19 protein-coding genes and 1 riboswitch are annotated in these 22,836 nt (G+C 72.3%); of the genes, 14 read left to right on the top strand and 5 right to left on the bottom strand.

Annotated elements, in window-relative coordinates:
* A complete protein-coding gene (locus ACWCSU_RS26855; protein WP_449938528.1) occupies nucleotides 1–1,278 on the bottom strand; it encodes a sugar ABC transporter substrate-binding protein in 1,278 nt (425 codons plus the stop codon).
* Between the two features lie 301 nt (nucleotides 1,279–1,579).
* On the opposite strand from ACWCSU_RS26855, the gene ACWCSU_RS26860 reads away from it, so the two are divergent.
* The 3 genes from ACWCSU_RS26860 to ACWCSU_RS26870 all read left to right on the top strand — a co-directional run bounded on the left by ACWCSU_RS26860 (nucleotide 1,580) and on the right by ACWCSU_RS26870 (nucleotide 5,369).
* Entirely contained in the window at nucleotides 1,580–3,073 is a 1,494-nt protein-coding gene (locus tag ACWCSU_RS26860; protein WP_449938531.1) for a glycoside hydrolase family 13 protein, read from the top strand.
* Between the two features lie 83 nt (nucleotides 3,074–3,156).
* Nucleotides 3,157–4,503, top strand: coding sequence for a sensor histidine kinase (locus ACWCSU_RS26865; protein ID WP_357695897.1), 1,347 nt, complete (start codon nucleotides 3,157–3,159; stop codon nucleotides 4,501–4,503).
* A 47-nt stretch (nucleotides 4,504–4,550) separates the two neighbouring features.
* A complete protein-coding gene (locus ACWCSU_RS26870; RefSeq protein WP_449938534.1) occupies nucleotides 4,551–5,369 on the top strand; it encodes an SAM-dependent methyltransferase in 819 nt (272 codons plus the stop codon).
* Between the two features lie 18 nt (nucleotides 5,370–5,387).
* On the opposite strand, the gene ACWCSU_RS26875 is transcribed toward ACWCSU_RS26870, so the two are convergent.
* Nucleotides 5,388–6,716 carry a cation:dicarboxylate symporter family transporter gene (locus ACWCSU_RS26875; protein ID WP_357695893.1) on the bottom strand — a complete coding sequence of 443 codons (1,329 nt, stop codon included), beginning with the start codon at nucleotides 6,714–6,716 and terminating at the stop codon, nucleotides 5,388–5,390.
* Between the two features lie 107 nt (nucleotides 6,717–6,823).
* On the opposite strand from ACWCSU_RS26875, the gene ACWCSU_RS26880 reads away from it, so the two are divergent.
* From ACWCSU_RS26880 to ACWCSU_RS26900, 5 genes are all read left to right on the top strand, one after another.
* Nucleotides 6,824–8,317: a sensor histidine kinase gene (locus ACWCSU_RS26880; protein WP_449938537.1), complete on the top strand. Its 1,494-nt coding sequence runs from the start codon at nucleotides 6,824–6,826 to the stop codon at nucleotides 8,315–8,317.
* Nucleotides 8,314–9,033 carry a response regulator gene (locus ACWCSU_RS26885; RefSeq protein ID WP_449938540.1) on the top strand — a complete coding sequence of 240 codons (720 nt, stop codon included), beginning with the start codon at nucleotides 8,314–8,316 and terminating at the stop codon, nucleotides 9,031–9,033. The genes ACWCSU_RS26880 and ACWCSU_RS26885 overlap by 4 nt, the downstream gene beginning before the upstream one ends.
* A gap of 82 nt (nucleotides 9,034–9,115) precedes the next feature.
* Nucleotides 9,116–11,143 carry an N-acetylneuraminate synthase family protein gene (locus ACWCSU_RS26890; protein ID WP_449938543.1) on the top strand — a complete coding sequence of 676 codons (2,028 nt, stop codon included), beginning with the start codon at nucleotides 9,116–9,118 and terminating at the stop codon, nucleotides 11,141–11,143.
* Between the two features lie 3 nt (nucleotides 11,144–11,146).
* Nucleotides 11,147–12,133, top strand: coding sequence for a glycosyltransferase family 2 protein (locus ACWCSU_RS26895; protein ID WP_357695885.1), 987 nt, complete (start codon nucleotides 11,147–11,149; stop codon nucleotides 12,131–12,133).
* Nucleotides 12,133–13,368, top strand: coding sequence for a polysialyltransferase family glycosyltransferase (locus ACWCSU_RS26900; RefSeq protein WP_449938545.1), 1,236 nt, complete (start codon nucleotides 12,133–12,135; stop codon nucleotides 13,366–13,368). Before ACWCSU_RS26895 ends, ACWCSU_RS26900 begins: the two co-directional genes overlap by 1 nt.
* On the opposite strand, the gene ACWCSU_RS26905 is transcribed toward ACWCSU_RS26900, so the two are convergent.
* Entirely contained in the window at nucleotides 13,352–14,518 is a 1,167-nt protein-coding gene (locus ACWCSU_RS26905; protein ID WP_449938548.1) for a DUF6716 putative glycosyltransferase, read from the bottom strand. The genes ACWCSU_RS26900 and ACWCSU_RS26905 overlap by 17 nt on opposite strands.
* The gene (locus tag ACWCSU_RS26910; protein ID WP_357695879.1) at nucleotides 14,515–15,459 is read right to left on the bottom strand and encodes a hypothetical protein; all 945 of its coding nucleotides are present in this window, start codon (nucleotides 15,457–15,459) and stop codon (nucleotides 14,515–14,517) included. Before ACWCSU_RS26910 ends, ACWCSU_RS26905 begins: the two co-directional genes overlap by 4 nt.
* Before the next feature lie 97 nt (nucleotides 15,460–15,556).
* Here ACWCSU_RS26910 and ACWCSU_RS26915 point away from each other — a divergent pair, with 97 nt between their 5' ends.
* From ACWCSU_RS26915 to ACWCSU_RS26925, 3 genes are all read left to right on the top strand, one after another.
* Nucleotides 15,557–16,378, top strand: a complete 822-nt coding sequence (locus ACWCSU_RS26915) for an aldo/keto reductase (protein ID WP_449938552.1) — start codon at nucleotides 15,557–15,559, stop codon at nucleotides 16,376–16,378.
* Between the two features lie 19 nt (nucleotides 16,379–16,397).
* Nucleotides 16,398–17,351: a Gfo/Idh/MocA family protein gene (locus tag ACWCSU_RS26920; protein ID WP_357695875.1), complete on the top strand. Its 954-nt coding sequence runs from the start codon at nucleotides 16,398–16,400 to the stop codon at nucleotides 17,349–17,351.
* 117 nt (nucleotides 17,352–17,468) lie between these two features.
* Nucleotides 17,469–17,606, top strand: a riboswitch (cyclic di-AMP (ydaO/yuaA leader).
* Nucleotides 17,607–17,618: 12 nt separating this feature from the next.
* Complete coding sequence (locus ACWCSU_RS26925) at nucleotides 17,619–18,314, top strand: CHAP domain-containing protein (RefSeq protein ID WP_397042484.1); 696 nt, start codon at nucleotides 17,619–17,621, stop codon at nucleotides 18,312–18,314.
* 65 nt (nucleotides 18,315–18,379) lie between these two features.
* Here ACWCSU_RS26925 and ACWCSU_RS26930 read toward each other — a convergent pair whose 3' ends face one another.
* Nucleotides 18,380–19,198: a class I SAM-dependent methyltransferase gene (locus tag ACWCSU_RS26930; protein WP_357695871.1), complete on the bottom strand. Its 819-nt coding sequence runs from the start codon at nucleotides 19,196–19,198 to the stop codon at nucleotides 18,380–18,382.
* 165 nt (nucleotides 19,199–19,363) lie between these two features.
* Between ACWCSU_RS26930 and ACWCSU_RS26935 the strand changes: the two genes are divergently transcribed.
* From ACWCSU_RS26935 to ACWCSU_RS26945, 3 genes are all read left to right on the top strand, one after another.
* Complete coding sequence (locus ACWCSU_RS26935; protein ID WP_357696077.1) at nucleotides 19,364–19,792, top strand: YciI family protein; 429 nt, start codon at nucleotides 19,364–19,366, stop codon at nucleotides 19,790–19,792.
* Nucleotides 19,793–19,835: 43 nt separating this feature from the next.
* A complete protein-coding gene (locus ACWCSU_RS26940; protein WP_357695869.1) occupies nucleotides 19,836–21,107 on the top strand; it encodes an RNA polymerase sigma factor in 1,272 nt (423 codons plus the stop codon).
* Between the two features lie 360 nt (nucleotides 21,108–21,467).
* On the top strand, nucleotides 21,468–22,808 hold the full coding sequence (locus ACWCSU_RS26945) for an ABC transporter substrate-binding protein (RefSeq protein ID WP_449938556.1): 1,341 nt from the start codon (nucleotides 21,468–21,470) through the stop codon (nucleotides 22,806–22,808).
* The last annotated feature ends 28 nt before the right edge of the window (nucleotides 22,809–22,836 follow it).

Below are 22,836 nucleotides of genomic sequence, written 5' to 3' on the forward strand. Positions count from 1 at the left end.
TCAGTTCTTGAGCGCGCCGTCGATGGCCTTCTGCGCGGCGGCGGCGGCCTTGGCGGCGTCGCCGCCCTTGACCACGGCCGTCTCCGCGATGCCGAACGGCTCCCAGATGGCGGCCATCTCGGGGATGGCGGGCATCGGCATGCCGCTCTTGCCGGCGTCCATGAACTTGGCGGCGTCGGGGTCGGCGGCCTGGACCTCCTGCAGCGCGGCGGTCAGCGCCGGGGGCCGGGGGTCGGCCTCGTACAGGGCCTTGGCGACGTCCTTGTTGGTGACGTAGTTGGCGACGAACTCCTGGGCCAGGGCCTTGCTCTTGCCCTTGGCGGCCACGAAGAACGTCTGGACGCCGACGAACGGCGTGGCCGGCTTGCCGTCCTTGAACGCCGGGACGGGCGTGATGTCGTAGGAGACGCCGCCCTTCTTGACCTCGCTCATGGCCCACGGGCCGGAGATCAGGTAGGCGCACTTGCCGGCGGCGAAGTTGACGATGTAGTTCTCGTTGGTGACCGACGTCTTGAGCGCGCCGTCACCCTTCTCGCCGAGCTCCTTCAGCTTGCCGAACGCCTTGACCGAGCCCTCGGAGCCGAGCAGCACCTGCTTGGGGTCGGGGTCGCCGGAGGCGGTCTGGCCGAACAGCGCGCCGCCCGCGGAGGCGAACAGCGGGTAGGCGTGGAAGGCGTCGCCCTTGACGCCGACGGGCAGGCAGAGCACCTCCTTGACCTTGCCGGCCTTCTTCAGCTCCTTGCCCTTGTCGATCATCTCGTCGAGCGTGGCGGGGGCGTCGGGGGCGAGCTTGGTGTTGCGGATCAGGGCGATGTTCTCCACCGCGTACGGGGCGCCGTACACCTGGCCGTTGAAGGTGACCGCCTTCATGGCGATCTCCGAGAAGGCCGCCTTCTGCTCGTCGGTCAGCGTGACGGGGTCGATGGCGCCGTTCTGGACGAGGTTGCCGATCCAGTCGTGCGCGCCGATCATGATGTCCGGACCGCTGCCCTGCTGGGAGGCGGTCAGGAAGGTCATCTGGTTGTCCTTGCTGATCTCCTTCACCTCGACGGTCACGCCGTTCTCGGTACCGAACTGGTCGGCGAAGGGCTTGAGCGGCTTGACCCGGCTCGGGTCGGCCCAGATGACCAGCGTGCCGCCCGCCGCCGGGGCCGGAGCCGAGGCCGAGGCCGAACCGCTGGGCTGCGCCGACGAGGCGGGCGCGCCGGAGTCACCACAAGCCGTAGCGGCGAACGCGAGGGTGGAGAGGGCGGCCACTCCCAGGACCCGTACACGCATGAGACCTCCCGAGGTCATGGAGGAGCGGCGGCGCCTGCGTGCGCCGCCGTCAAAAGATCGTTATCCGCCGCTGTTCACGGCTTACGTTTCCGGGACGTTAGCGGCTCTTTGCAAGAATTGGAAGAACTTGCGAAAGAGCGTTACCGGAACCACATCCGACCCGTCGCCCGCTGACCTCGTCCCCGCCCGCGAGAACGCCTTGACGCCCAATCTGCAACTTTCCGAAACTTGCACTTGACCTGTCGCAAGAACGCGCGACATCCTGCACCAGACATCACGGACATCCGGGGGAAGGAAAGCCATGCTCGGCAACGACGACTGGTGGCGGGACGCCGTCGTGTATCAGGTCTACCCCCGGAGCTTCGCCGACGCCGACGGCGACGGCACCGGCGACCTGAAGGGCGTGCGGGCGCGCCTGGACTACCTGGCCAGGCTGGGCGTGGACGCGATCTGGCTGAGCCCCTTCTACACCTCCCCCATGGCCGACGGCGGCTACGACGTGGCCGACTACCGGGACGTGGACCCGATGTTCGGCACGCTGGCCGACTTCGACGCCCTGGTCACGCAGGCCCACGGGCACGGCATCCGGGTGATCGTGGACCTCGTCCCCAACCACTCCTCCGACCGCCACCCTTGGTTCCAGGCCGGCCTGCGCGACCGTTACATCTTCCGCGACCGGCCCAACGACTGGGAGTCGATCTTCGGCGGTCCGGCCTGGACCCAGGTCGAGGACGGCCAGTGGTACCTGCACCTGTTCGCGCCCGAGCAGCCCGACCTCAACTGGGACAATCCCGAGGTACGCGCCGAGTTCCGCGACGTCCTGCGCTTCTGGCTGGACCGCGGCGTGGACGGCTTCCGGGTGGACGTGGCCCACGGCATGGTCAAGGCCGAGGGGCTGCCCGACGTCGGCCCCAAGGAGGGCCGCCAGGCCGAGATGCTGGGCGACGAGCGGGTGCCCTACTTCGACCAGGACGGCGTGCACGACATCTACCGGGAGTGGCGGCCGATCCTCGACTCCTACCCCGGCGGGCGGATGGCCGTCGCCGAGGCGTGGGTGTCCTCGCCCGAGCGGCTGGCCCGGTACGTGGGGCCGGACGAGCTGCACCAGGCGTTCAACTTCGAGTTCATGATGGCCGACTTCCACGCCAAGTCGTTCCGTTCGGTGATCGAGAAGTCGCTGGCCGAGGCCGAGCTGGTCGGCGCGCCCACCACCTGGGTGCTGTCCAACCACGACAAGCCCCGCCACGTCACCCGGCACGGCGGCCTGGCCCGCGCCCGCGCGGCGACGCTGCTCATGCTGGCCCTGCCCGGCTCGGCCTACCTCTACAACGGCGAGGAGCTGGGCCTGCCCGAGGTCCTCGACCTGCCCGACGAGCTGCGCCAGGACCCGGCCTTCCGGCGCACCGGCGAGAGCCGCGACGGCTGCCGGGTGCCGATCCCGTGGACGAGCGAGCCGGGCTGCGGCTGGACCGACCCGTGGCTGCCGATCCCCGCCTCGTGGACGCTGCTGTCGGCCGCGGCCCAGGAGCACGACCCGGACTCCACGCTGCACCTCTACCGGGCCGCGCTCAGGCTGCGCAAGGAGCACCCGGCGCTCGGCGGCGGCACGCTGAGGTGGCTGGAGACCTCCGAGGACGTGCTGGCCGTCCAGCGCGACCCGGGCCTGGTCGTGATGCTGAACACCGGCGAGGAGCCGGTCGCCCCGGTCGTGCCCGGCACGGTGCTGCTGGCCAGCGGTCCGCTGGCGGCCGACGGCTCGGTCCCGCCGGACACCACGGTCTGGATCCAGCGCTGACGTTGGCGGAACCTTTCCCTCAACGCTCCCTGAACGCGGCATTTGGCGGCAATGACGGTTAGTAGTCTCGGGGAGTGCCACCCATGTGGGCCCGCTCCCTGCGCGGACGCGTCACCCTCATCGCGACGGCCGTAGCCGCCCTCGTGCTGATCCCCGTGGGCATCGCCGGGTGCATCGTCTCGCGGTCCCTGGTGACGGCCGCCGTCTACCGGGACACGCGGGACACCGCCGAGCGGGTGGCCTCCGAGATGCGCGCGGGCGGGCTGCCGCAGGGCGCCACGATCCCGGTGCCCAATCCGTCCATCGACCTGATCCAGGTGGTCGGGACCGACGGCCGCGTCCTGGCCAGCAGCGACGCGGCCAGGAACCTGCCGCCGCTCAGCGACGTGCGGCCCACCGCCGAGAGCCGCGTCGTCAACACCACCAACTGCCTGCCGACCGAGTGCGTGCACCTGTCGGCGGTCAAGGCCGGCATGTCGGAGGACTCCCCCATCGTCTACGCCGGCCGCAGCACCCCGGAGGTGCTGGCCTCGCAGACGCTGGAGGTGATCGTGTTCTCCCAGGTGGCGGTGCTGATCGCGCTCACCGCCTGGGCGACCTGGCTGGTCACCGGCCGCGCGCTGCGCCCGGTGGCGACCATGCGCGCCGAACTGGACGCGGTCAGCGCCGGCGACCTGAGCCACCGGGTCACCCAGCCGGGCGGCGAGGACGAGGTCGCCATGCTGGCCAAGGCCGTCAACAACACACTGGCCCGCTTGGAACGTTCCGCGCTGCAACAACGCCAGTTCGCCTCCGACGCCTCCCACGAGCTGCGCACCCCGATCGCCGGGCTGCGCGCGCAGCTGGAGAGCGCCCAGCTCTACCCGGAGGACACCGACGTGGAGGCGCTGGTGGACAGCGCCCTGCGCGACACCGACCGGCTGGAGGCGATCATCACCGACCTGCTGCTGCTGGCCAGGATCGGCTCCCGGGTGGACATGGCCAGGGAGCCGGTGGACCTGGCCGACCTCGTACGGCAGGAGCTGGCCGTGCGCAGCGACAAGCTGCCCACGCGGCTGGAGCTGACCGAGGGCGTGGTCGTCGAGGGCGTGCGCCTGCAACTGGCCCGGGTGCTGACGAACCTGCTGGACAACGCCCAGCGGCACGCCGAGACCCTGGTGCTGGTCGTGGTCGCCAGGGAGGCGGGCCCGGCCAGGGGCGGCACGGCCGTGCTGGCGGTGGAGAACGACGGCCAGGAGATCGCCGAGGCCGACCGCGAGCGCATCTTCGAGCGGTTCACCCGCCTGGACGCCGCCCGCAGCCGCGACTCCGGCGGCACCGGCCTCGGCCTGGCGATCGCCAGGGACGTGGCGATGGCCCACCGGGGCAGCGTGCGGGTGGAGGACCGCCGGGGCGGGGCGCGGTTCGTCCTGAGGCTTCCGGCCATCTGATGTCGAAAGCGTAGATTTCCGGCAGCCGGTTAGTGGATCATGCCCTCATGACGCAAGAAGTCCCCCAGGGCGTGGATCCTCACATCCCCAACACCGCGCGCATGTACGACTACTTCCTGGGCGGAAAGAACAATTTCCCGGCCGACCGGGAGCTGGCCGAGCTGGTGCTGAGCGCGATGCCGGAGGTCAGGGACGGCACGCGGGAGAACCGGCTGCTGATCGGCCGGATGGTGAAGTACCTGTGCGACCGGGGTGTCACCCAGTTCCTCGACCTCGGCTCCGGTCTGCCGGCCGCCGAGAACGTGCACGAGGTGGCGTTGCGGCTCGCGCCGGAGGCCCGCGTGGTCTACGTGGACAGCGACCCGGTGGTGGCCGCGCACGGCCGGGCGCTGCTGGCCGACCCCGGGCAGGTGGCCATGCTGCACGGCGACATCCGGCGCCCGCGGGAGGTGCTGGACAGCCCCGAGGTGCGCGGGCTGCTGGACTTCGGCAAGCCCGTCGCCGTGCTCATGATGTTCGTGCTGCACCTGATCCCCGACAAGGACGACCCGCAGGGCTTCGTGGCCGCCTACCGCGACGCGCTCGCCCCCGGCAGCTACCTGGCCCTGTCGCACGTGGGCACCGACCACGCGCCGCAGCGCGTGGCCCGCGTCAGCCAGTTCTACCGGCGGGCCAACGCGCCCTTCTGCCCGCGGCCGGGCAAGGAGATCGCGGCCTTCTTCGGCGACTTCGAGCTGATCCCGCCCGGTCTGGCCACGGGCAAGGGGCCGGAGCTCGGTTTCCCGTTCACCGACCCCCAGAACCCGCCCTTCTACGACGACGACTTCGCCCGCATGGGCTACGCGGGCATCGGCCGCAAACCCTAGACGCTTCGCACGCGGGCCCTAGACGCGCACGACCTCGCGTTCCGCCTCCGGCCCGGGGCGGTCGTCCGCCTCGTCGAGCAGCGTGGACTCGTCGAACGGCGCCCGCCCGGCCAGCACCTCGGCGGCGCGTTCCCGGTCGAACTCGCCGGTCCAGGTGCCGACCACGACGGTGGCCACGGCGTTGCCCGCGAAGTTGGTCAGCGCCCTGGCCTCGGACATGAACCGGTCGATGCCGACGATGAGGCCGACGCCGTCCACCAGTTCGGGGCGGTGCGACTGCAGGCCGCCGGCGAGCGTGGCCAGGCCGGCGCCGGTCACGCCCGCGGCGCCCTTGGAGGCGACCATCATGAACAGCAGCAGCGAGATCTGCTCGCCGACCTGCAGCGGCGCGCCGGTGGCCGAGGCGATGAACAGCGTGGCCATGGTGAGGTAGATGGCGGTGCCGTCGAGGTTGAAGGAGTAGCCGGTCGGGACGGTGATGCCGGCCACCGTCCGGCTCACCCCGAAGTGCTCCATCTTGGCGATCAGCCGCGGCAGCGCCGTCTCCGACGACGACGTGGACAGGATCAGCAGGAACTCCCGGCCGAGGTAGCGCAGCAGCGACCACAGGTTGATCCGGGCGACCAGCCACAGCAGCGCGCCCAGCACCACGCCCACGAACAGCAGGCAGGTGACGTAGAAGGCGATCATGATGATGGCCAGGCTCTTGAGCGCCTCGATCCCGGTGGCGCCGACGACGGCCGCGATGGCCCCGAAAGCGCCGACCGGCGCGGCCCACATGACCATGGCCAGGATGCGGAACACCAGCCGCTGGACGTGCTCGACGCCGCGCAGGATCGGCGCGCCCCGCTCCCCCATCGCCTGCAGCGCGAACCCGGCCAGCAGCGCCACCAGCAGCGTCTGCAGGACCGAGCCCTCGGTGAAGGCCGACACCAGGGTGACGGGGATGATGCCGAGCAGGAAGTCGACCCCGCCGGTGGCCTCGCCCTTGGCCGCCTCGGCCTCGGCGGCCTGCTTGGCGGCGTCGGTCAGGTGCAGCCCGGAGCCGGGGTCGATGACGTTGCCGACCAGCAGGCCGATGACCAGGGCCACGGTGGACATCACCATGAAGTAGCCGAGCGCCAGGCCGCCGACCTTGCCGACCTTGGCGGCCTGGCGTACCGAGCCGATGCCGAGCACGATCGTGCAGAAGATGATGGGGCTGATCAGCATCTTGATCAGCGCCACGAAGCCGGTGCCGAGGGGCTTGAGCTCCTTGCCCGCCTCCGGCCAGACGAATCCGACCAGGATGCCGAGCAGGACCGCCACGACGACGGCCAGGTACAGGTAACGAGTTCGATCACGCATGGGGGGTCTCTCCACCGCTTTGGAAAAAGGGGCTGGCCGTGCGACTATGCGCCTCACTGTGACCCACGTCACGATTGAGTAAGTTTCGTTCACGCGAGGGGAGGCTCATGCGCCGCTGGAGCCTGGCGGGCCAGATGCTGGTCCTGCAGTTGCTCGTGGTCGCGGTCGCCGTCACCGGCTGCGCGGTGCTCGCGCTGGTGCAGGCCCATCGCCTGCTCACCGAGGAGGCGGGCGCCACGGCCAGGGCCGTGGCGGTCAGCGTGGCCGCCGCGCCGGGCGTGGCCGCCGCCCTGGACGACCCGGAACCGACCCTGGCGCTGCAGCCGTACGCCGAACGGGTGCGCGAGCAGACGGGCGTCGACTTCGTCACCATCATGAAGCCGGACGGCACCCGCTACACCCACCCGAACCCGGCCGAGATCGGCAGACGTTTCCTCGGCCACACCGGGCGGGCGCTGGCCGGTGAGACCTTCGTCGAGACCTACACCGGCACGCTCGGCCCCTCCAAGCGGGCCGTGACGCCCGTGTGGTCCGGGGGCCGGGTGCGGGCCCTGGTCAGCGCGGGCATCACGATCGACCGGATCAGCGCCAGGCTGCGCGACCAGCTCGCCTGGAGCGGCCTGGTCGCCGCGCTGGCGCTCGGCCTGGGCGCGGCCGGGACGTGGCTGGTCACCGTACGGCTGCGCCGCCAGACCCACGGGCTCGGCCCGGTGGAGCTGGGCCGCATCCATGACCACCACGACGCCGTCCTGCACGCCGTGCGGGAGGGCCTGCTGCTGGTCGGCGGCGACGGCACGCTGACGCTCTGCAACGACGCCGCCCGGCAGCTCCTGGACCTGCCGCCGGACGCCGAGGGCCGGCACGTGGCCGAGCTGGGCCTGTCGGCGCTGCTGGAGGGCCACGAGGAACGCGTGCACCTGGCCGGCGACCGGGTGCTGGCCGTCAACATCGCGGCCAGCAGGCTCGGCACGGTGGTGACCGTACGCGACCACACCGAGCTGCAGGCGCTGGCCGGGCAGCTCGACGCCGAGCGCGGCTTCGCCGACTCGCTGCGCTCGGCCGCGCACGAGGCCGCCAACCGGCTGCACACCGTGATCACGCTGGTCGAGCTGGGACGCACCGAGCAGGCGGTCGCGCTGGGCACGGCGGAGCTGCGCGCGGCGCAGGAGCTGACCGACCGGGTGGTGGGCGCGGTGCGCGAGCCGGTGCTGGCCGCGCTGCTGCTCGGCAAGAGCGCCGAGGCGGCCGAGCGCGGCGGCGAGCTGGTGCTGACGCCGGACAGCGACCTGGACGACCTGGGCCTGGACCCGCGCGACCTGGTGACGATCGTCGGCAACCTGGTCGACAACGCCCTCGACGCGGCCACCAGGGTCGAGGTGCGCCTGAGCGCGGACCGGGACGGGGTGGTGATCAGGGTGGCCGACGACGGGCCGGGGCTGACCGCGCCGGAGGCGTTCGCGAAGGGCTGGACCACCAAGGGCGACGGCCACGGGCTCGGGCTGGCGCTGGTCGGGCAGGCGGTGCGCCGCCTCGGCGGCACGATCGACGTGGCCGGATCGGCGTTCACCGTGCGCCTGCCGGTCCCGGAGCGGGTGCGATGAGCGGGCCGGGCGCCGGTGGCGGAACGGGCACGACGAGCGGGCCGGGCGGGGCGGTCTCCGTGCTGATCGTGGAGGACGAGGGGATCACGGCCGAGGCCAACCGGGTCTACGTCGAGCGGGTGGCCGGCTTCGAGGTGGCCGGGGTGGCCCGCTCGGGCGGCGAGGCGCTGCGGTTCCTGCGCGGACGGCCCGTCGACCTCATCCTGCTCGACCTGTACCTGCCCGACATGCACGGCCTGGAGGTGTGCCGCGCGGTGCGGGCCGGCGGGCTGCTGTGCGACGTCATCGCCGTCACCTCCGCGCGCGACCTGGCCATGGTCCGTTCGGCGGTGTCGCTGGGCGTCTCGCAGTACCTTCTCAAGCCGTTCACCTACGCGACCCTGGCCGAGAAGCTGACGCGTTACGCCCGGTTCAGGCAGGACACCGGCGTGATCGTCGCCCAGGGCGACGTGGACCGGGTGCTCGGCACCCTGCGCGGCCCCTCCGAGCTGCCCAAAGGGCTGGCCCGCGACACCCTCGACGCCGTGTCGGCCCGGCTGCGCGAGCGGCCCGGCGGCAGCTCCGCGCAGAGCGTCGCCGAGGCCGTGGGGGTGTCGCGGGTGACCGCCCGCCGCTACCTGGAACACCTGGTCGAGCTGGGGATGGCGGTGCGCGTGCCGCAGTACGGCGGGGTCGGCCGGCCAGAGTTGCTCTACCGGATCCCCATGGAAAGTTAATGGCGGTGACGCTGCCCGTTCAATCCCGGCCTCTAGCTTCTGGGTGCGATCCCACGCACTGAGGAGAAGACACTTGCGAGTCTTGGCCGTTGTTCCCGCCCGCGGAGGTTCGGCGGGCGTACCCCTGAAGAACCTCGCCCTGGTCGGGGGCGTCCCGCTGGTCACCCGCGCGGTACGGGCGTGCCTGCGGGCCGAGCTCGTGGACCAGGTCGTGGTCAGCACCGACCACCCGCAGATCGCCGAGACCGCCCGCGCGGCGGGGGCGGTCGTGGTGCAGCGGCCCGAGGAGCTGAGCGGCGCGACCGCCTCCAGCGAGTCGGCCGTGCTGCACGCCCTCGACGCCCTGGGCGAGGACCCCGAGGTGGTCGTGCTCGTGCAGTGCACCAGCGCGTTCATCGACCCGGCCGACCTGTCGGCCGCCGTGCGCAGGGTCCTGGACGGCGAGGCCGACTCGGTCGTGTCCGGGCTGCCCACCCACGAGTTCCTGTGGACGGCCGCGGGCGCGGGCGTCAACCACGACCCGGCCGTACGGCAGCGCAGGCAGGACCGCGAGCCGCAGTTCCGCGAGAACGGCGCGTTCTACGTCATGCGCACCGCCGGCCTGCGCGAGCACGGCCACCGCTTCTTCGGCGAGGTCGCCGTGCAGCCGGTGCCGCCGCAGCACGCCATCGAGGTCGACGACCCCGGGGACCTGGAGCTGGTACGCGCCCTCGCGCCGTTCATCGACCAGCCCGAGCCGATCGACGTGGACGCGGTCATCACCGACTTCGACGGCGTGCACACCGACGACCGCGCCTACATCGACTCCGACGGCCGGGAGATGGTCCTGGTCAGCCGCTCGGACGGGATGGGCGTCTCGCTGCTGCGCCGCTCCGGGGTCAAGGTGCTGGTGATGTCCACCGAGCAGAACCCGGTCGTGGCCGCCCGCGCCCGCAAGCTGGGCGTGCCCGTGCTGCAGGGCCTGGCCGAGAAGCGCATCGTGCTGCGCGACTGGCTGGCCATCGAGGGCCTGGACCCGGCGCGCGTGGCCTATGTCGGCAACGACGTCAACGACCTGGGCCCGATGGCCGAGGTCGGCTGGCCGATCGCCACCCCCGACGCGCACCCGCGCGTGCGCGCCGCCGCCCGCGTGGTGCTGACCAGGCCCGGCGGCTCCGGCGCGGTGCGCGAGCTGTGCGACCTGGTGGTGGCGGCCCGGCCCGAGCCGCCGGTCGCCGAGGCCAAGGCCCGTCCGCGGCTCGGCCCGGTCGCGATCGGCGACGTGCTGGTCGGCGACGGCGAGCCGGTGTACATGATCGGCGAGATCGGCATCAACCACAACGGCGACCTCGACCTCGCCCGCCGGCTCATCGACGTGGCGGCCGAGGCGGGCTGCCAGGCGGTCAAGTTCCAGAAGCGCACCCCCGCGATCTGCGTGCCCGAGGAGCAAAAGGGCCAGATCAGGCAGACTCCGTGGGGCGAGATGACGTACCTGGAGTACAAGGAGCGCACCGAGTTCGGCTACGACGAGTACCGGCAGATCGCGAAGTACTGCGACGAGCGTGGCCTGCACTGGTTCGCCTCGCCGTGGGACGTGCCGTCCGTGGAGTTCCTGGAGAACATGGACGTGCTGACCCACAAGATCGCCTCGGCCAGCGTCGCCGACCACGAGCTGCTGCGCGCCCTGGCGGCCACCGGCAAGCCGCTCATCCTGTCCACCGGCATGTCCACGCTGTCGGAGATCGACCAGGCCGTCGAGATCCTCGGCACCGACCAGCTGATCATGATGCACGCCACCTCCACGTACCCGCTGCCGCCGGAGGAGGCCAACCTGCGCACGATCACCACGCTCAAGGAGCGCTACGGCGTGCCGGTCGGCTACTCCGGGCACGAGCGCGGCCTGCAGATCTCCCTGGCCGCGGTCACCCTGGGCGCGGTCTGCGTCGAGCGGCACATCACGCTCGACCGCACCATGTGGGGCTCCGACCACGCCGCCTCGCTGGAGCCGTCCGGGCTGGAGCACCTCGTCCGCGACATCCGCATCATCGAGCAGGCCATGGGCGACGGCGTCAAGCGCGTCTTCCCCGGCGAGGAGGCGCCCAAGGCCCGGCTGCGCCGGGTGACCGTCTGAGTCATGACGCCGACCACTCTCTCCGTCGTCGTGCCGGTGCGTGACGGCGAGCGCTTCATCGCCGACGCGCTCGCCTCGCTCGCCCGCAACGCCCGGCACGACTTCGAGTTCATCGTCGTGGACGACGGCTCCGTGGACGCCACCCCGGACATCATCGCCGACTTCGCCCGCGACCTGCCCGGCCTGGCCGTGCTGCGCAACCCCGCCCCCGTGGGGCTGGCCGACGCCCGCAACACCGGGCTGTCGGCCGCCTCGGGGCGGTTCGTCACGTTCATGGACGGCGACGACTGGCTGGCGCCCGGCTACCTGGCCGGGCTGGTGGCGGCCATCGACGGGCTCGGCTGCGACTTCGTCCGGGTGGACCACGTCCAGGTGGAGGGGCGCAAGCGGGTGGTGCACCGGGCCCCGCTGTCGCGCCGCGGCGTGGTGCTCGACCCCCGTGCGGCGATCCTGCCGGCGGGGGTGCGGACCATGGTGGACTACCCGTACGCGTGGGCCGGGGTCTACCGGCGTTCGCTGCGGGACCTGCTGCACTTCCCCGGCTCGCTGCACACCGCCGAGGACCGGCCGTGGATCTGGCGGCTGCACCGGGAGGCGGCCACGTTCGCGGTGGTGTCGATGGCCGGGGTGTTCTACCGGCGCCTGGTGTCCGGCTCGCTGACGCAGATCGGCGACGAGCGGCAACTGCACTTCTTCGACGCCTTCGAGCTGGTCCTCAAGGACCTGGAGCCGGAGTTCCTGCCCAAGGCGGCGCGCAACTTCTGCGCGCTGCTGGCCCACCACCTGGAGCTCGCGGGCCGGTTCACGCCCGCGCTGCGGGCCCGCTTCGAGGAACGCGGCGCGCAGATGGTCCGCGGGCTGCCGTCCGCGCTGGTGGCCGACGCGGTGTCGCGGATGGCCGTCGAGCGGGAGGCCCTGCTGCGCGCCCTGGTGCCCGACATTCCCCCCAGCCCCCACGTCCGGATCCGCCGGGATCGGGAGGACTCCTGATGAAGGTCTTCTACGCCTCGACGCTGTTCGGCGCCATGTCGCTGGCCGCCGCGATCGACGACGGCCGCTTCGGCACGGGCCGGCGCGTGCTGATCGTGTCGAACAACGCGGCGATCCCCGAGGTGTCGGTGCCGCTCGACGGCGCGCCCGGCTTCGCCGTCCTGCGCTCGCGCTTCGACGAGGTGCACTCCTGGAACGACCTGATCGCCCCGCTGCACCCCTCCGACTGGCGGGCGCGGGTCATCGAGGTGCCGATGTTCGAGCGGCTGATCCGCTCCCACCTGGCCCTGGACGACGTCGAGGAGCTGGTGCTGGAGTCGATCGCGGTGCCGCCCGCGCGCACGATCGCCGGTCTGGTGCGCGACTGCCCGATCACCGTCTACTCCGACGGCCTGATGAGCTACGGCCCGACCCGCGACCCGCTGCCGGCCGAGATCTCCCGCCGCATCGAGCGGCTGCTGCACCTGGACCTGGTGCCCGGCCTGACCCCGCTGCTGCTCAGCGAGTACGGCGTGCCGCCCGTGGTGCTGCCCGAGGAGCGTTTCCTCGCGGTCGTGCGCGAGGTGGCCGCCACCGCGCCGGACATGCCCTCCGGGCAGGCGGTCATCCTCGGCCAGTACCTGTCGGCCCTGGAGATCGTCACGCCGGAGGAAGAGGCCGGGCTGCACGCCTCGATGCTGGGCGCGCTGGTCGCCCGCGGCTGCACCAGCGTGGTGTTCAAGCCGCACCCGGCCGCCGGACGCCGGCACGCGCAACTGCTGCGCGCGGCGGCCGAGCCCCTGGGGGTAGGGCTGACGGTGGCCGGGGAGAGCGTGCCGGCCGAGGTGTGCTTCGCGGCGCTGCGGCCCGAGCTGGTCGTGGGCTGCTTCTCCACCGGACTGGTGACCGCCATGCGCTACTTCGGCCTGCCGGTCGCCACCTTCGGCACCGGCCTGGTGCTGGACCGGCTCACGCCGTACGAGAACAGCAACAGGATCCCTGCCACGATCGTGGACGCCCTGCTGCCCCGGCTGGGCGCCGACGGAGTGATCGACCGGCCGCCGCGCACGGACCTGCCTGCGCTGGTGCGCGCGGTCGGCTACTGCATGCAGGCCGACGCCTATCCCGAGCTGCGCCCGTCGGGGGTCGCGTTCGACCCGCGATACTTCAAGCGCAAGCGCCTGGAGACGCTGGGGCTGGCCGAGCCGCCCTCGGCGCTCTCCAGGCTGCGTAGGAAGATCAGGTCAGCGATCTGAGGTAGCGGCGCACCCGCCGCCTGGCCCGGTAGCCCGCCCGCAACATCGTGGGCGGCACCTCCACCCGCAACCTGGCCCGGCGGCGGGCCGCGGCGTGCTCGGGGCCGTCCAGCAGCGAGCGGGCGGGCGGCCGCCCCCCTTCCGCGGCCAGTCCGGCCAGCAGGTCCGCCCAGTCGTCGCGCCCGGCGGGGTGGAAGTAGTTGGCCTCGCACCACCGCGGCTCGGCCGGGCGGAAGTCGCCCAGGGCCAGGTCGTCGAGCGTGCCGAGCAGGCCGCTGCCCTCGAACACCAGGTTGATCATCTCGGCGCTGACGCCGAAGTCGCTCAGCACCAGCGACGGCACGCCCATGGCGACGGCCTCCAGCGCGGCCGTCGAGCTGACCGTGACGAACCCGGCCGCCCGCGAGAGCTGCTCGTGCATCGACCCGGCCGCGAACGTCAGCCGGCCCGGCTCGCCCATCTCGCGCCAGAGCCGCTGGTAGTGGTGGCGTTCGTTGTGGGTCTGGCGCTCGTGCTCCAGGGCGCGCAGCTTGACCACGACCTCCAGGCCGGGGCGGCGTCCGGCCAGCTCGGCCAGGGCCCGCAGCACCCGCTCGCGCTCCTCCCGCGCCCGCGGCACCTTGGCCTGGGTGGCGAACACCACCCGGTCGCCGCCGCCGGCCGCCGCGCCGGGCCGCAGGAACGGCAGCCGGGCCAGCCCGACCGCCCCGCCTCCGCCGAGCCGCCCGGCGATCTCGGAGAACTCGGCCACCTCGCGCTCGCTGTGGACCACGAACAGGTCGCAGCCGCTGCGGAACAGCCACGCCTTCTCCGTGGCCGGGACCGAGATGCCGGGCAGCCCGCTGACGAACACCGGCCTCGGCCGCAGCCCGGCCAGCACGTCGGCCACCAGCACGTCCACGACCGGGCCCGTGCAGCCGACCAGGATCGCGTCGGGCCTGGTGCGCTCGGCCAGGCGGCGCAGGGACCGCGCCGAGAGCACCGGGGGCGCCGCGCGCCCGCCCACCGCCGCCGCGATCTGCTCGGCCGAGGGCGCGATCGGGGTACGCACCACCACCAGCTCCGTGTCGCAGCCCGGGGGCAGGTCGTCGAGCAGGCAGGCCGCCCACTTCAGATACGAGTCGGAGTCGGCTACCGCCAGCACCCTCACCTGGACGCTCCTGTCAAATGCGATCGCAGGTCGGGGGCCGCCCTGCTCGTCCACCAGTCGTCGGGAACGTCCACCGGCTCGACCTCGACACCGCGCGGGCCGAGCAGCACCCGCAGCGAGGTGATCGCGGTCGAGGGAAGGCTGAGCACGCGCTGCCCCGCGTCGAGGCCGCGCAGCGTCAGCTCGGCCGGCACGCCCGCGTCGTGCACGGTGATGCCGGGACGCTCCCTGATCAGCGCGAGGTCGACGGGGTCCTCGCGGCGGTGCGGGTAGTAGGCCAGCGGCTCGCGGCCGGCCAGGTCGGTCAGCCAGCGCAGGTAGCGGTCGCGGTGCACCAGGCCGTTGCGGACCAGGGAGGTGCCGAGGACGACCGTGCGCTCGGCGGGGCCCTGCGTGCTCGGCGGCTGGGCGCGCAGCCAGGCGAAGTCGTGGTGCACGAGGTCGACGCCCGCCTCGCGGACGGCGTCGGCCAGCTTCTCGGGGACGGGCAGCGCGGTGAAGACCGAGACCCGGCTCATCCGCAGCCGCAGCGCGGCGGCCAGGCCGAGCAGGGCCCGCGCCCGCGACGGCGTCGCCCGCGCCCGCAGCAGCGGCCGGTACGGCCCGGCGGCCAGCAGTTCGAGCAGCCTGAGCGTGGCCAGGCCGTCGTCCACGACGACGATGCGGCCGGGGTCGGAGGTCAGCCAGCGCACCTGGACCTTGCCGGAGAACGCGTCGCCCACGGCCTGGACGCGGCGCGGCATGCGCTCGCGCGGCTCGTCCAGCACCAGGCCGGGAGGCAGGTCGAGGCGGCGCAGCTCCTTGCGGGTGGCGCGCAGCGGGCGCAGGCCGGCGCGCGGCACGACCACGGTGTCCGGGCCGAGCAGCCCGGCATGGTGGGCCTCGACGGCGCACAGCATCTGGAGCGGAGACTCCACCCAGGCCGACGCCTGTCTGACCACTCTGTTTCCCCCAGCCGGTGGAGCGCCTTGCACGACCCGTCACAAGCTAACCCGGCCTGCTTAAGCCGCAAGAAACGACACGTGAACAATGGAGGGTATGAACTCGCTTATGCTCAACACCGACGGTGTGCAGATACCACAGCTCGGCTTCGGCGTCTGGCAGGTCTCTGCCGACGACGCCGAGCACGCCGTGACGACCGCGCTGCGCGCCGGATACCGGCATGTCGACACCGCCGCCGCCTACGAGAACGAGGAGGGCGTCGGCCGGGCCGTGCGCGCCGCCGGGGTGCCACGGGAGAAGGTGTTCGTCACCACCAAGCTGTGGAACGGCGACCACGGGCGGGCCGAGCAGGCCTTCGACGAGAGCCTGGCCCGCCTGGGCCTCGACTACGTAGATCTTTTCCTGATCCACTGGCCGGTTCCGGAGCAGGACAAGTACGTGCAGGCCTGGCGGGCGCTGGAGAAGATCTACCGTGACGGCCGGGCCAAGGCCATCGGGGTCTCCAACTTCACGGTCGCCACCCTGACCCGGCTGATGAACGAGACCGACATCACGCCCTCGATCAACCAGATCGAGCTGCACCCGTACTTCCAGCAGCGCGAGATGCGGGCCTTCCACGAGGCCAACGGCATCCTGACCGAGGCGTGGAGCCCGCTCGGGCAGGGCAAGGGGCTGCTGGCCGACCCGGCGCTGCGCGTGCTGTCGGAGAAGTACGGCAAGACGCCCGCGCAGATCGTGCTCCGCTGGCATCTCCAGCTCGGCAACGTGGTGATCCCCAAGTCGGTCACCCCGGCGCGGATCGAGGAGAACATCGACGTGTTCGACTTCATCCTCGACTCCGAGGACCTGGTGGCCATCGGCGCGATGAACTCTGGGCGGCGCATCGGGCCCGACCCCGACTCGTTCAACCTGACCTGAGCGCTCTACGATCTCGGGCGTGCGAGATTTCACCTGGGGAATAGCGGCGACCGGCGGCATCGCGCGTACCGTGGGGGCGGCCATCGTGGCCGAGCCCGGCATGCGGGTGGCCGCCGTCGGCTCGCGGAGCCTGGTCAGGGCGCGGGCCCTGGCCGACGAGCTGGGCGCGGAGTCGGCCTACGGCTCCTACGAGGCCCTGTGCGCCGATCCGGCCGTCGACGCGGTCTACGTGGCCACGCCGCACGCCCAGCACCTGGAGGTGGCCGAGGCGGCCATCGCGGCGGGCAAGTCCGTGCTGTGCGAGAAGCCGCTGGCGGCCGGCGTGGCCGACGCCGAGCGCATGGTGGCGCTGGCCCGCGCGGCCGGGGTCTTCCTCATGGAGGCCATGTGGATGCGGTTCAACCCGCTCATCCAGCGGGTGGCGGCCGATCCGCGTTTCGGGGAGATCCGCTCGGTGCGGGCCTCGTTCGGGTTCGCGCTGCCCTACGACCCCGCCCATCGGCTGTGGGCGCCGGAGCTGGGCGGCGGGGCCCTGCTCGACCTGGGGATCTACCCGTTCGGGCTGGCGCAGCTCCTGCTCGGCATGCCGCGTGAGCTGCGGATCACCGGCTCGCTGGCGCCGAGCGGGGTCGACGCGGAGGCGGGCGGGGTGCTGCTCTACCCGGACGGGCGGCGGGCGCTGGTGGACGTGTCCCTGCTCGCCCATCACGCCAACGACGCGAGCGTGGTGGGCACGTCGATGCGGGCCGACATCCTGGCGCCGTTCTGGGCGCCGCAGCGGGTGCTGCTGTCGGGGCCGTCGATGGAGACGGAGGAGCTGGTGCTCGACCCGGCCGACAACGGGTACGCCGGGGAGCTGCGCGAGGTGCGCGCCGCCACGGCCGAGGGCCGGACCGAGAGCGCCGTCATGCCGCTTGACGAATCCCTTGCCATGATGGGGCTTCTGGCCGACGCGCGGGGGCAACTCTCCTAGCTGCGCCTTTAGGCATTTGCCTTCTTCTTGCCCGATGTATTACCTTGTGGGGCATCTCGCGGCAGACGTCCGGTTTGTCCGGCTTTGTCCAACCATCGCAAGACATTTCACAGGATCGTCCTGTGACCGCTGAATCCGCCTCCGGGCGGAACCGGGGACCCACGTCCTTTGGGGTGAATCGGCACTTCGGTGCCGTAGGGCAGCTTCCACGTCCGAACCCGTCAGCTAACCCGGTAAGCGGCATGGAAGCAAGGAGTAATGCCCTCGATGGCCAAGCACCGTCCCATCCGTGCCCCGAAGATCAACCACCTCCGCGCCGCGCTCGGCGCGACCATCATCGCCACCGCGATCGGCGCCCACGCCACCGCCGCCGGCGCCGACAGCGTCGACCCGGCCGCCTCCACCGGCCACTCGGCCGTCGCGCCGCAGGCCGCCGCCCAGACCGGCAGGGCCGGGGAGACCCAGGTCAACGTCACCGCCGCACAGGTCCTGGCCGTGGCCAAGGCCCAGGTCGGCATCTCCGAGAACGCCTACGGCGGCGGCACCAAGTTCCAGAAGTGGTACGCCGACTCCCAGCGCGCCGCCGAGACCGTCGCCCGCGACGGCGGCAGCCGCCAGGACTACGTGAACGCCGCCTGGTGCTCGATGTTCGTCTCCTGGGTCGGCGAGCAGACCGGCGCCCGCCCGCAGGTCGGCTGGGACGCCTGGACCGTGGCCCACGCCAAGTGGTTCGCCGCCAACAAGCGCTGGGGCACCGAGGCCAAGCCCGGCGCCGTCGTCTTCTTCTCCTGGGGCGGCAGCAAGAGCCTGGACGCCATCCAGCACGTCGGCTTCGTCGTCAAGGACAACGGCAACGGCACGATCTCCACGGTCGAGGGCAACACCGGCAACGGCAAGGTGGAGGAGCGCGTCCGGCCGAAGTCGCAGGTCGTCGGCTACGGCTACCCGCAGTACGCGGGCTGACCTCCCCGGCTTCGAGCGCGGCTTCGAGCGCGCGTCCCGCACGAGGGACGCGCGCTCGCCGCGTCTCAGGGCCGGACCGCCACCAGCGAGTACAGCACCGGCAGGTGCGAGTCCCCGAACGGCAGCCGGTAGCGGCCGTCCTCGCCCTCGGTCAGCAGCCCGCGCGGGTCCAGCTCGGCGGCGACGTGCTCGCCCAGCTCGGCCACCGTGAGCCCGGCGCGCGCCGCCGCCGTGACGATCTCGCCCACCGAGTACGGGTACTGGACGGTCTCCTGGGCCTCGGTCACCACGCCGGCGTCGGCGTACGTGCCGGTCACCGTCTCGCGGTGGGCCTGGCCGCCGCCGTAGGGCCAGTCGGCCACCAGCGGGTCGAGCGAGGCCACCGTCTGGTAGGCCGGATGCAGGTCGACCAGCACCAGCCGCCCGCCGGGCCGCAGCGCCATGGCCGCGCCGCGCATCCAGGCGGCCAGGTCGCCGATCCAGCACAACACGCCGTACGTGGCCACGGCCAGGTCGAAGCCCCCGGCCAGCGACTCGGGCAGCCGCTGCGTGTCGGCCTCCACGAACGTGGCCGCCAGCCCTGCCTCGGCCGCCAGGTCGCGGGCGCGCGCGACCGCCACCGGGGAGAAGTCGACGCCGGTCACCCGCGCTCCGAGCCGCGCCCAGCTCAGCGTGTCCATGCCGAAGTGGCACTGCAGGTGGAGCAGGTCCTTCCCGGCGACGTCGCCGGCCAGGCCGCGTTCGAGCGCGTAGAGGGTCTGCCGGCCGGCGAGGAAGGCGTCCACGTCGTAGAACCTGTCGGCGGGCGTGGAGCCGTGGACGCGGGCGCGCTCGTCCCAGAGGGCCCGGTTGGCGGGGAGGCCGGCTGCTGCGGGTTGGGGCATGGGCCGAGGATGGCACATCGGCCACGCGGTCGCACGACCGGTACCGTGCCCTGGACAACGAACGATCCGCCCCCGCGTGTCGATCCGGCGGGCGCCCGTTCGACGCTCGGGTGAGACCGGCTCCGCGGCGCGATCGCGGGGGGAAGGGACGGCAGAGTGAAGTTCATGATCGTCGGCAAGGCCAACGCGGAGACCGAGGCGGGGGCGGTGCCCAGCCAGGAGGTCGTCGACAACATGCACGCCTACAACGAGGCGCTGACCAGGGCGGGGGTGCTGCTGGCCGCCGAGGGCCTCTACCCGAGCTCGCAGGGCGCGCAGATCGCCTACAGCGGCGGCCGGGCGAAGGTGATCGACGGCCCGTTCGCCGAGGCCAAGGAGCTGATCGCGGGGTTCTGGCTGATCCAGGTGAAGTCCAGGGAGGAGGCCGTCGAGTGGGCCCTGCGCGTGCCCGTCCCCGAGGGCTGCGACGGGATCGCGCTGGACGTGTGGCGGGTCTACGACGCCTCCGACGCGCCGGACGCGGCCTCGTCCGACCCGGTGGACGTCGAGCGGGAGCGGGCCATGCGCCGGCGCCTGGGCACGTGGGAGCCCTGACCGAGGCTTGCGGACCCCGGGCGGCGGCTGGTGTCATGTGCCGATGACGGCTTCCGAGGCACCCCGGACGATCGAGGCGGTGACGGCCTCCGACGCCCACCGGGCGGTCGAGGCCGTCTGGCGGATCGAGGCCGCGCGGCTCATCGCCGGCCTCGCCGGACTGGTCCGCGACGTCGGCCTGGCCGAGGAGCTGGCCCAGGACGCGCTGGTCGCGGCCCTGGAGCAGTGGCCGGAGTCGGGCGTGCCACGCAACCCGGGCGCCTGGCTGATGACGGTCTCCAAGCGCCGCGCCGTCGACCTGATCCGCAGGAACGAGCGCATGTCCCGCAACCTGGCCGAGCTGGGCCACCGGCTGGAGAGCGCCGAGGAGCCGCCCGAGCCCGACGAGATCGAGGACGACCTGCTCCGGCTGGTCTTCACCGCCTGCCATCCGGTGCTGTCGATGGAGGCGCGGGTGGCCCTGACCCTGCGGGTGCTCGGCGGCCTGAGCACCGACGAGATCGCCCGCGCGTTCCTGGTGCCCGAGCCGACCGCCGCCCAGCGGATCGTGCGGGCCAAGCGCACCCTGGCCGACCGGGAGGTCCCGTTCGAGGTGCCGCAGGGCGCCGAACTGGCGGGACGGCTCTCGTCCGTGCTGGAGGTCATCTACCTGATCTTCAACGAGGGGTACTCGGCGACGGCGGGCGACGACTGGATGCGCCCCGGCCTGTGCGAGGACGCGCTGCGGCTGGGCCGGGTGCTGGCGGGGCTGATGCCCGCCGAACCCGAGGTGCACGGGCTGGTCGCGCTCATGGAGATCCAGGCGTCCAGGGCGGCGGCCCGGGTGGGGCCGTCCGGCGAGCCGGTGCTGCTGCTGGAGCAGGACCGCACCCTGTGGGACCGGCTGCTCATCGGGCGCGGGCTGGCGGCGCTGGCGCGGGCCGAGAAGCCGGGGGGCGCGGCCGGGCCGTACACGCTCCAGGCCGCCATCGCGGCCTGCCACGCCCGCGCGCTCGATCCCGGCGACACCGACTGGGTGCGCATCGCGAGCCTGTACGAGTCGCTGGCCCGGCTGGCCCGCTCCCCCGTCGTCGAGCTGAACCGGGCGGTGGCGCTGTCGATGGCCTACGGCCCGGCGGTGGGCCTGGACCTGCTCGACCAGATCGTGGACGAGCCGTCGCTGAAGGGTTACCACCTGCTGCCGAGCGTCCGCGGCGACCTGCTGTTCAAGCTGGGCCGGCGCGGCGAGGCGCGGGCGGAGTTCGAGCGGGCGGCCTCGATGACCCGCAACTCCCGCGAGCGGGCCCTGCTGCGCGAGCGCGCCGCCGCCTGCTGAGGAACGGCGATCCCCTCTGCGGAGGGCGGACGTTGGAACGTGCCGGGCGGCCGTCACGCTCCGTGACAGCCGGGCCTGACCCGGAGCAAGCACGGAAGGTCCGGGCGACATGCCCTTGATGCGGCACGAAAGATGTCTCTTGAGGTGGGAGCGCTCCCAAACGGCCTTTCGCGCCCTTCATGCCCTTGAATCCTGATTTTGGGGCGCAAAACGCACCATTGGTAACGGTTCCGTTTCGGTGGATTGACGGACACAGCCGGTAAGTGCACCCTTTGTGGGAGCGCTCCCAAAAACTCCCACCGCGGCGGAGCGCGTGCCGCGGTGCACCTCCCCCACCATTCACCCGAGAAGGGGTCTCCCATGATGATCAGCAAGCGTCGCGGTCTGGCCGCGGCCTCAGCCCTGGCCGCGGCGGCGCTGACCGTCGCGTCGTGCGGCAGCGGCGACACGCCGGCCGCCGGCGGCTCCCCCGCCTCCTCCGCGGCGGCGGCCGAGCCCGTCACCATCCGGGTGCAGACCTTCGGCGGCGGCTCCAACTTCGGCTACAAGAACGCCATCGAGAAGTGGAACGCCGAGCACAAGGACATCCAGATCAAGGAAGAGCACCTGACCGACCAGTTCGAGCAGCAGTACTGGCCCCAGATGATCCAGTGGCTGCAGTCCGGCAACGGCGCCGGTGACGTCGTCGGCATCGACGAGGGCGGCATGGGCCTGGCCAAGGCGCACCCCGAGTGGTGGGCCGACCTGAAGGAGTACGGACTTGAGGGCCGCAAGGCCGACTACCCCGCCTGGAAGTGGGAGAACGGCGTCACCGCCGACGGGAAGGTCTTCGGCCTCGGCACCGACATCGGCGGCATGAGCCTCTGCTACCGCGCGGACCTGTTCAAGAAGGCCGGGCTGCCCACGGACCGCGAGAAGGTCGCGGCGCTGTGGCCGACGTGGGACGACTTCATGAAGGTCGGCCAGCAGTTCCAGGCGAAGGTGAAGGACACCAAGTTCACCGACGGCACGAACACGCTCTACAACGTGGTGCTGTACCAGGAGGCGGCCAAGAACGGCAACGTCGCCTACTTCGACAAGGACAACAACCTCATCGTCGACAAGAACCCGGCGGTCAAGGCGGGCTTCGACTTCGCCTCCAAGCTCAGCCAGTCCGGCCTGACGGCCAAGCTGCGCAACTTCACCGACGAGTGGGCGGCGGGCACCCAGAAGGGCGCCTTCGCCACGGTCGGCTGCCCGTCCTGGATGCTCGGCGTGGTGTCGGGCAACGCCGGTGACGGCATGAAGGGCAAGTGGGACGTCGCCTCGGTGCCCGGCGGCGGCGGCAACTGGGGCGGCTCGTGGGTGGCCGTGCCCAAGCAGTCCAAGCACCCGAAGGAGGCCGCGCAGGTCGCCGACTACCTGACCAGCGCGCAGACCGAGGCGAGCATCTTCACCGACTTCGGCAACATGCCGAGCAACAGCAAGGCCCAGGCCGACACCGCCGTGCAGGGCGCGAAGAACGAGTTCTTCAGCGACGCCCCGATCGGTGAGATCTTCGCCAAGTCGGCGGAGAGCCTGCAGCCGGTCTTCCTCGGTGTGAAGCACGCGCAGGTCAAGAACGCGGTCGAGTCGGTCATCCAGGGCATGGACGACGGCTCGGTGGCCTACGACAAGGCCTGGCAGCAGCTGGTCGACGACGCGGTGAAGGCCGCGGGCTGATCTTGCTCCGCCCGGCCCGCGATCCGCG

The organism is Nonomuraea sp. NPDC001699, assembly GCF_053596455.1.

What these genes read in the sequence shown, in the direction of transcription:
- ACWCSU_RS26855 (WP_449938528.1), bottom strand. Translation starts at nt 1,278, where the DNA reads ATGCGTGTACGGGTCCTGGGAGTGGCCGCCCTCTCCACCCTCGCGTTC.
- ACWCSU_RS26860 (WP_449938531.1), top strand. Translation starts at nt 1,580, where the DNA reads ATGCTCGGCAACGACGACTGGTGGCGGGACGCCGTCGTGTATCAGGTC.
- ACWCSU_RS26865 (WP_357695897.1), top strand. Translation starts at nt 3,157, where the DNA reads ATGTGGGCCCGCTCCCTGCGCGGACGCGTCACCCTCATCGCGACGGCC.
- ACWCSU_RS26870 (WP_449938534.1), top strand. Translation starts at nt 4,551, where the DNA reads ATGACGCAAGAAGTCCCCCAGGGCGTGGATCCTCACATCCCCAACACC.
- ACWCSU_RS26875 (WP_357695893.1), bottom strand. Translation starts at nt 6,716, where the DNA reads ATGCGTGATCGAACTCGTTACCTGTACCTGGCCGTCGTCGTGGCGGTC.
- ACWCSU_RS26880 (WP_449938537.1), top strand. Translation starts at nt 6,824, where the DNA reads ATGCGCCGCTGGAGCCTGGCGGGCCAGATGCTGGTCCTGCAGTTGCTC.
- ACWCSU_RS26885 (WP_449938540.1), top strand. Translation starts at nt 8,314, where the DNA reads ATGAGCGGGCCGGGCGCCGGTGGCGGAACGGGCACGACGAGCGGGCCG.
- ACWCSU_RS26895 (WP_357695885.1), top strand. Translation starts at nt 11,147, where the DNA reads ATGACGCCGACCACTCTCTCCGTCGTCGTGCCGGTGCGTGACGGCGAG.
- ACWCSU_RS26900 (WP_449938545.1), top strand. Translation starts at nt 12,133, where the DNA reads ATGAAGGTCTTCTACGCCTCGACGCTGTTCGGCGCCATGTCGCTGGCC.
- ACWCSU_RS26915 (WP_449938552.1), top strand. Translation starts at nt 15,557, where the DNA reads ATGAACTCGCTTATGCTCAACACCGACGGTGTGCAGATACCACAGCTC.
- ACWCSU_RS26925 (WP_397042484.1), top strand. Translation starts at nt 17,619, where the DNA reads ATGGCCAAGCACCGTCCCATCCGTGCCCCGAAGATCAACCACCTCCGC.
- ACWCSU_RS26930 (WP_357695871.1), bottom strand. Translation starts at nt 19,198, where the DNA reads ATGCCCCAACCCGCAGCAGCCGGCCTCCCCGCCAACCGGGCCCTCTGG.
- ACWCSU_RS26935 (WP_357696077.1), top strand. Translation starts at nt 19,364, where the DNA reads ATGATCGTCGGCAAGGCCAACGCGGAGACCGAGGCGGGGGCGGTGCCC.
- ACWCSU_RS26940 (WP_357695869.1), top strand. Translation starts at nt 19,836, where the DNA reads ATGACGGCTTCCGAGGCACCCCGGACGATCGAGGCGGTGACGGCCTCC.
- ACWCSU_RS26945 (WP_449938556.1), top strand. Translation starts at nt 21,468, where the DNA reads ATGATGATCAGCAAGCGTCGCGGTCTGGCCGCGGCCTCAGCCCTGGCC.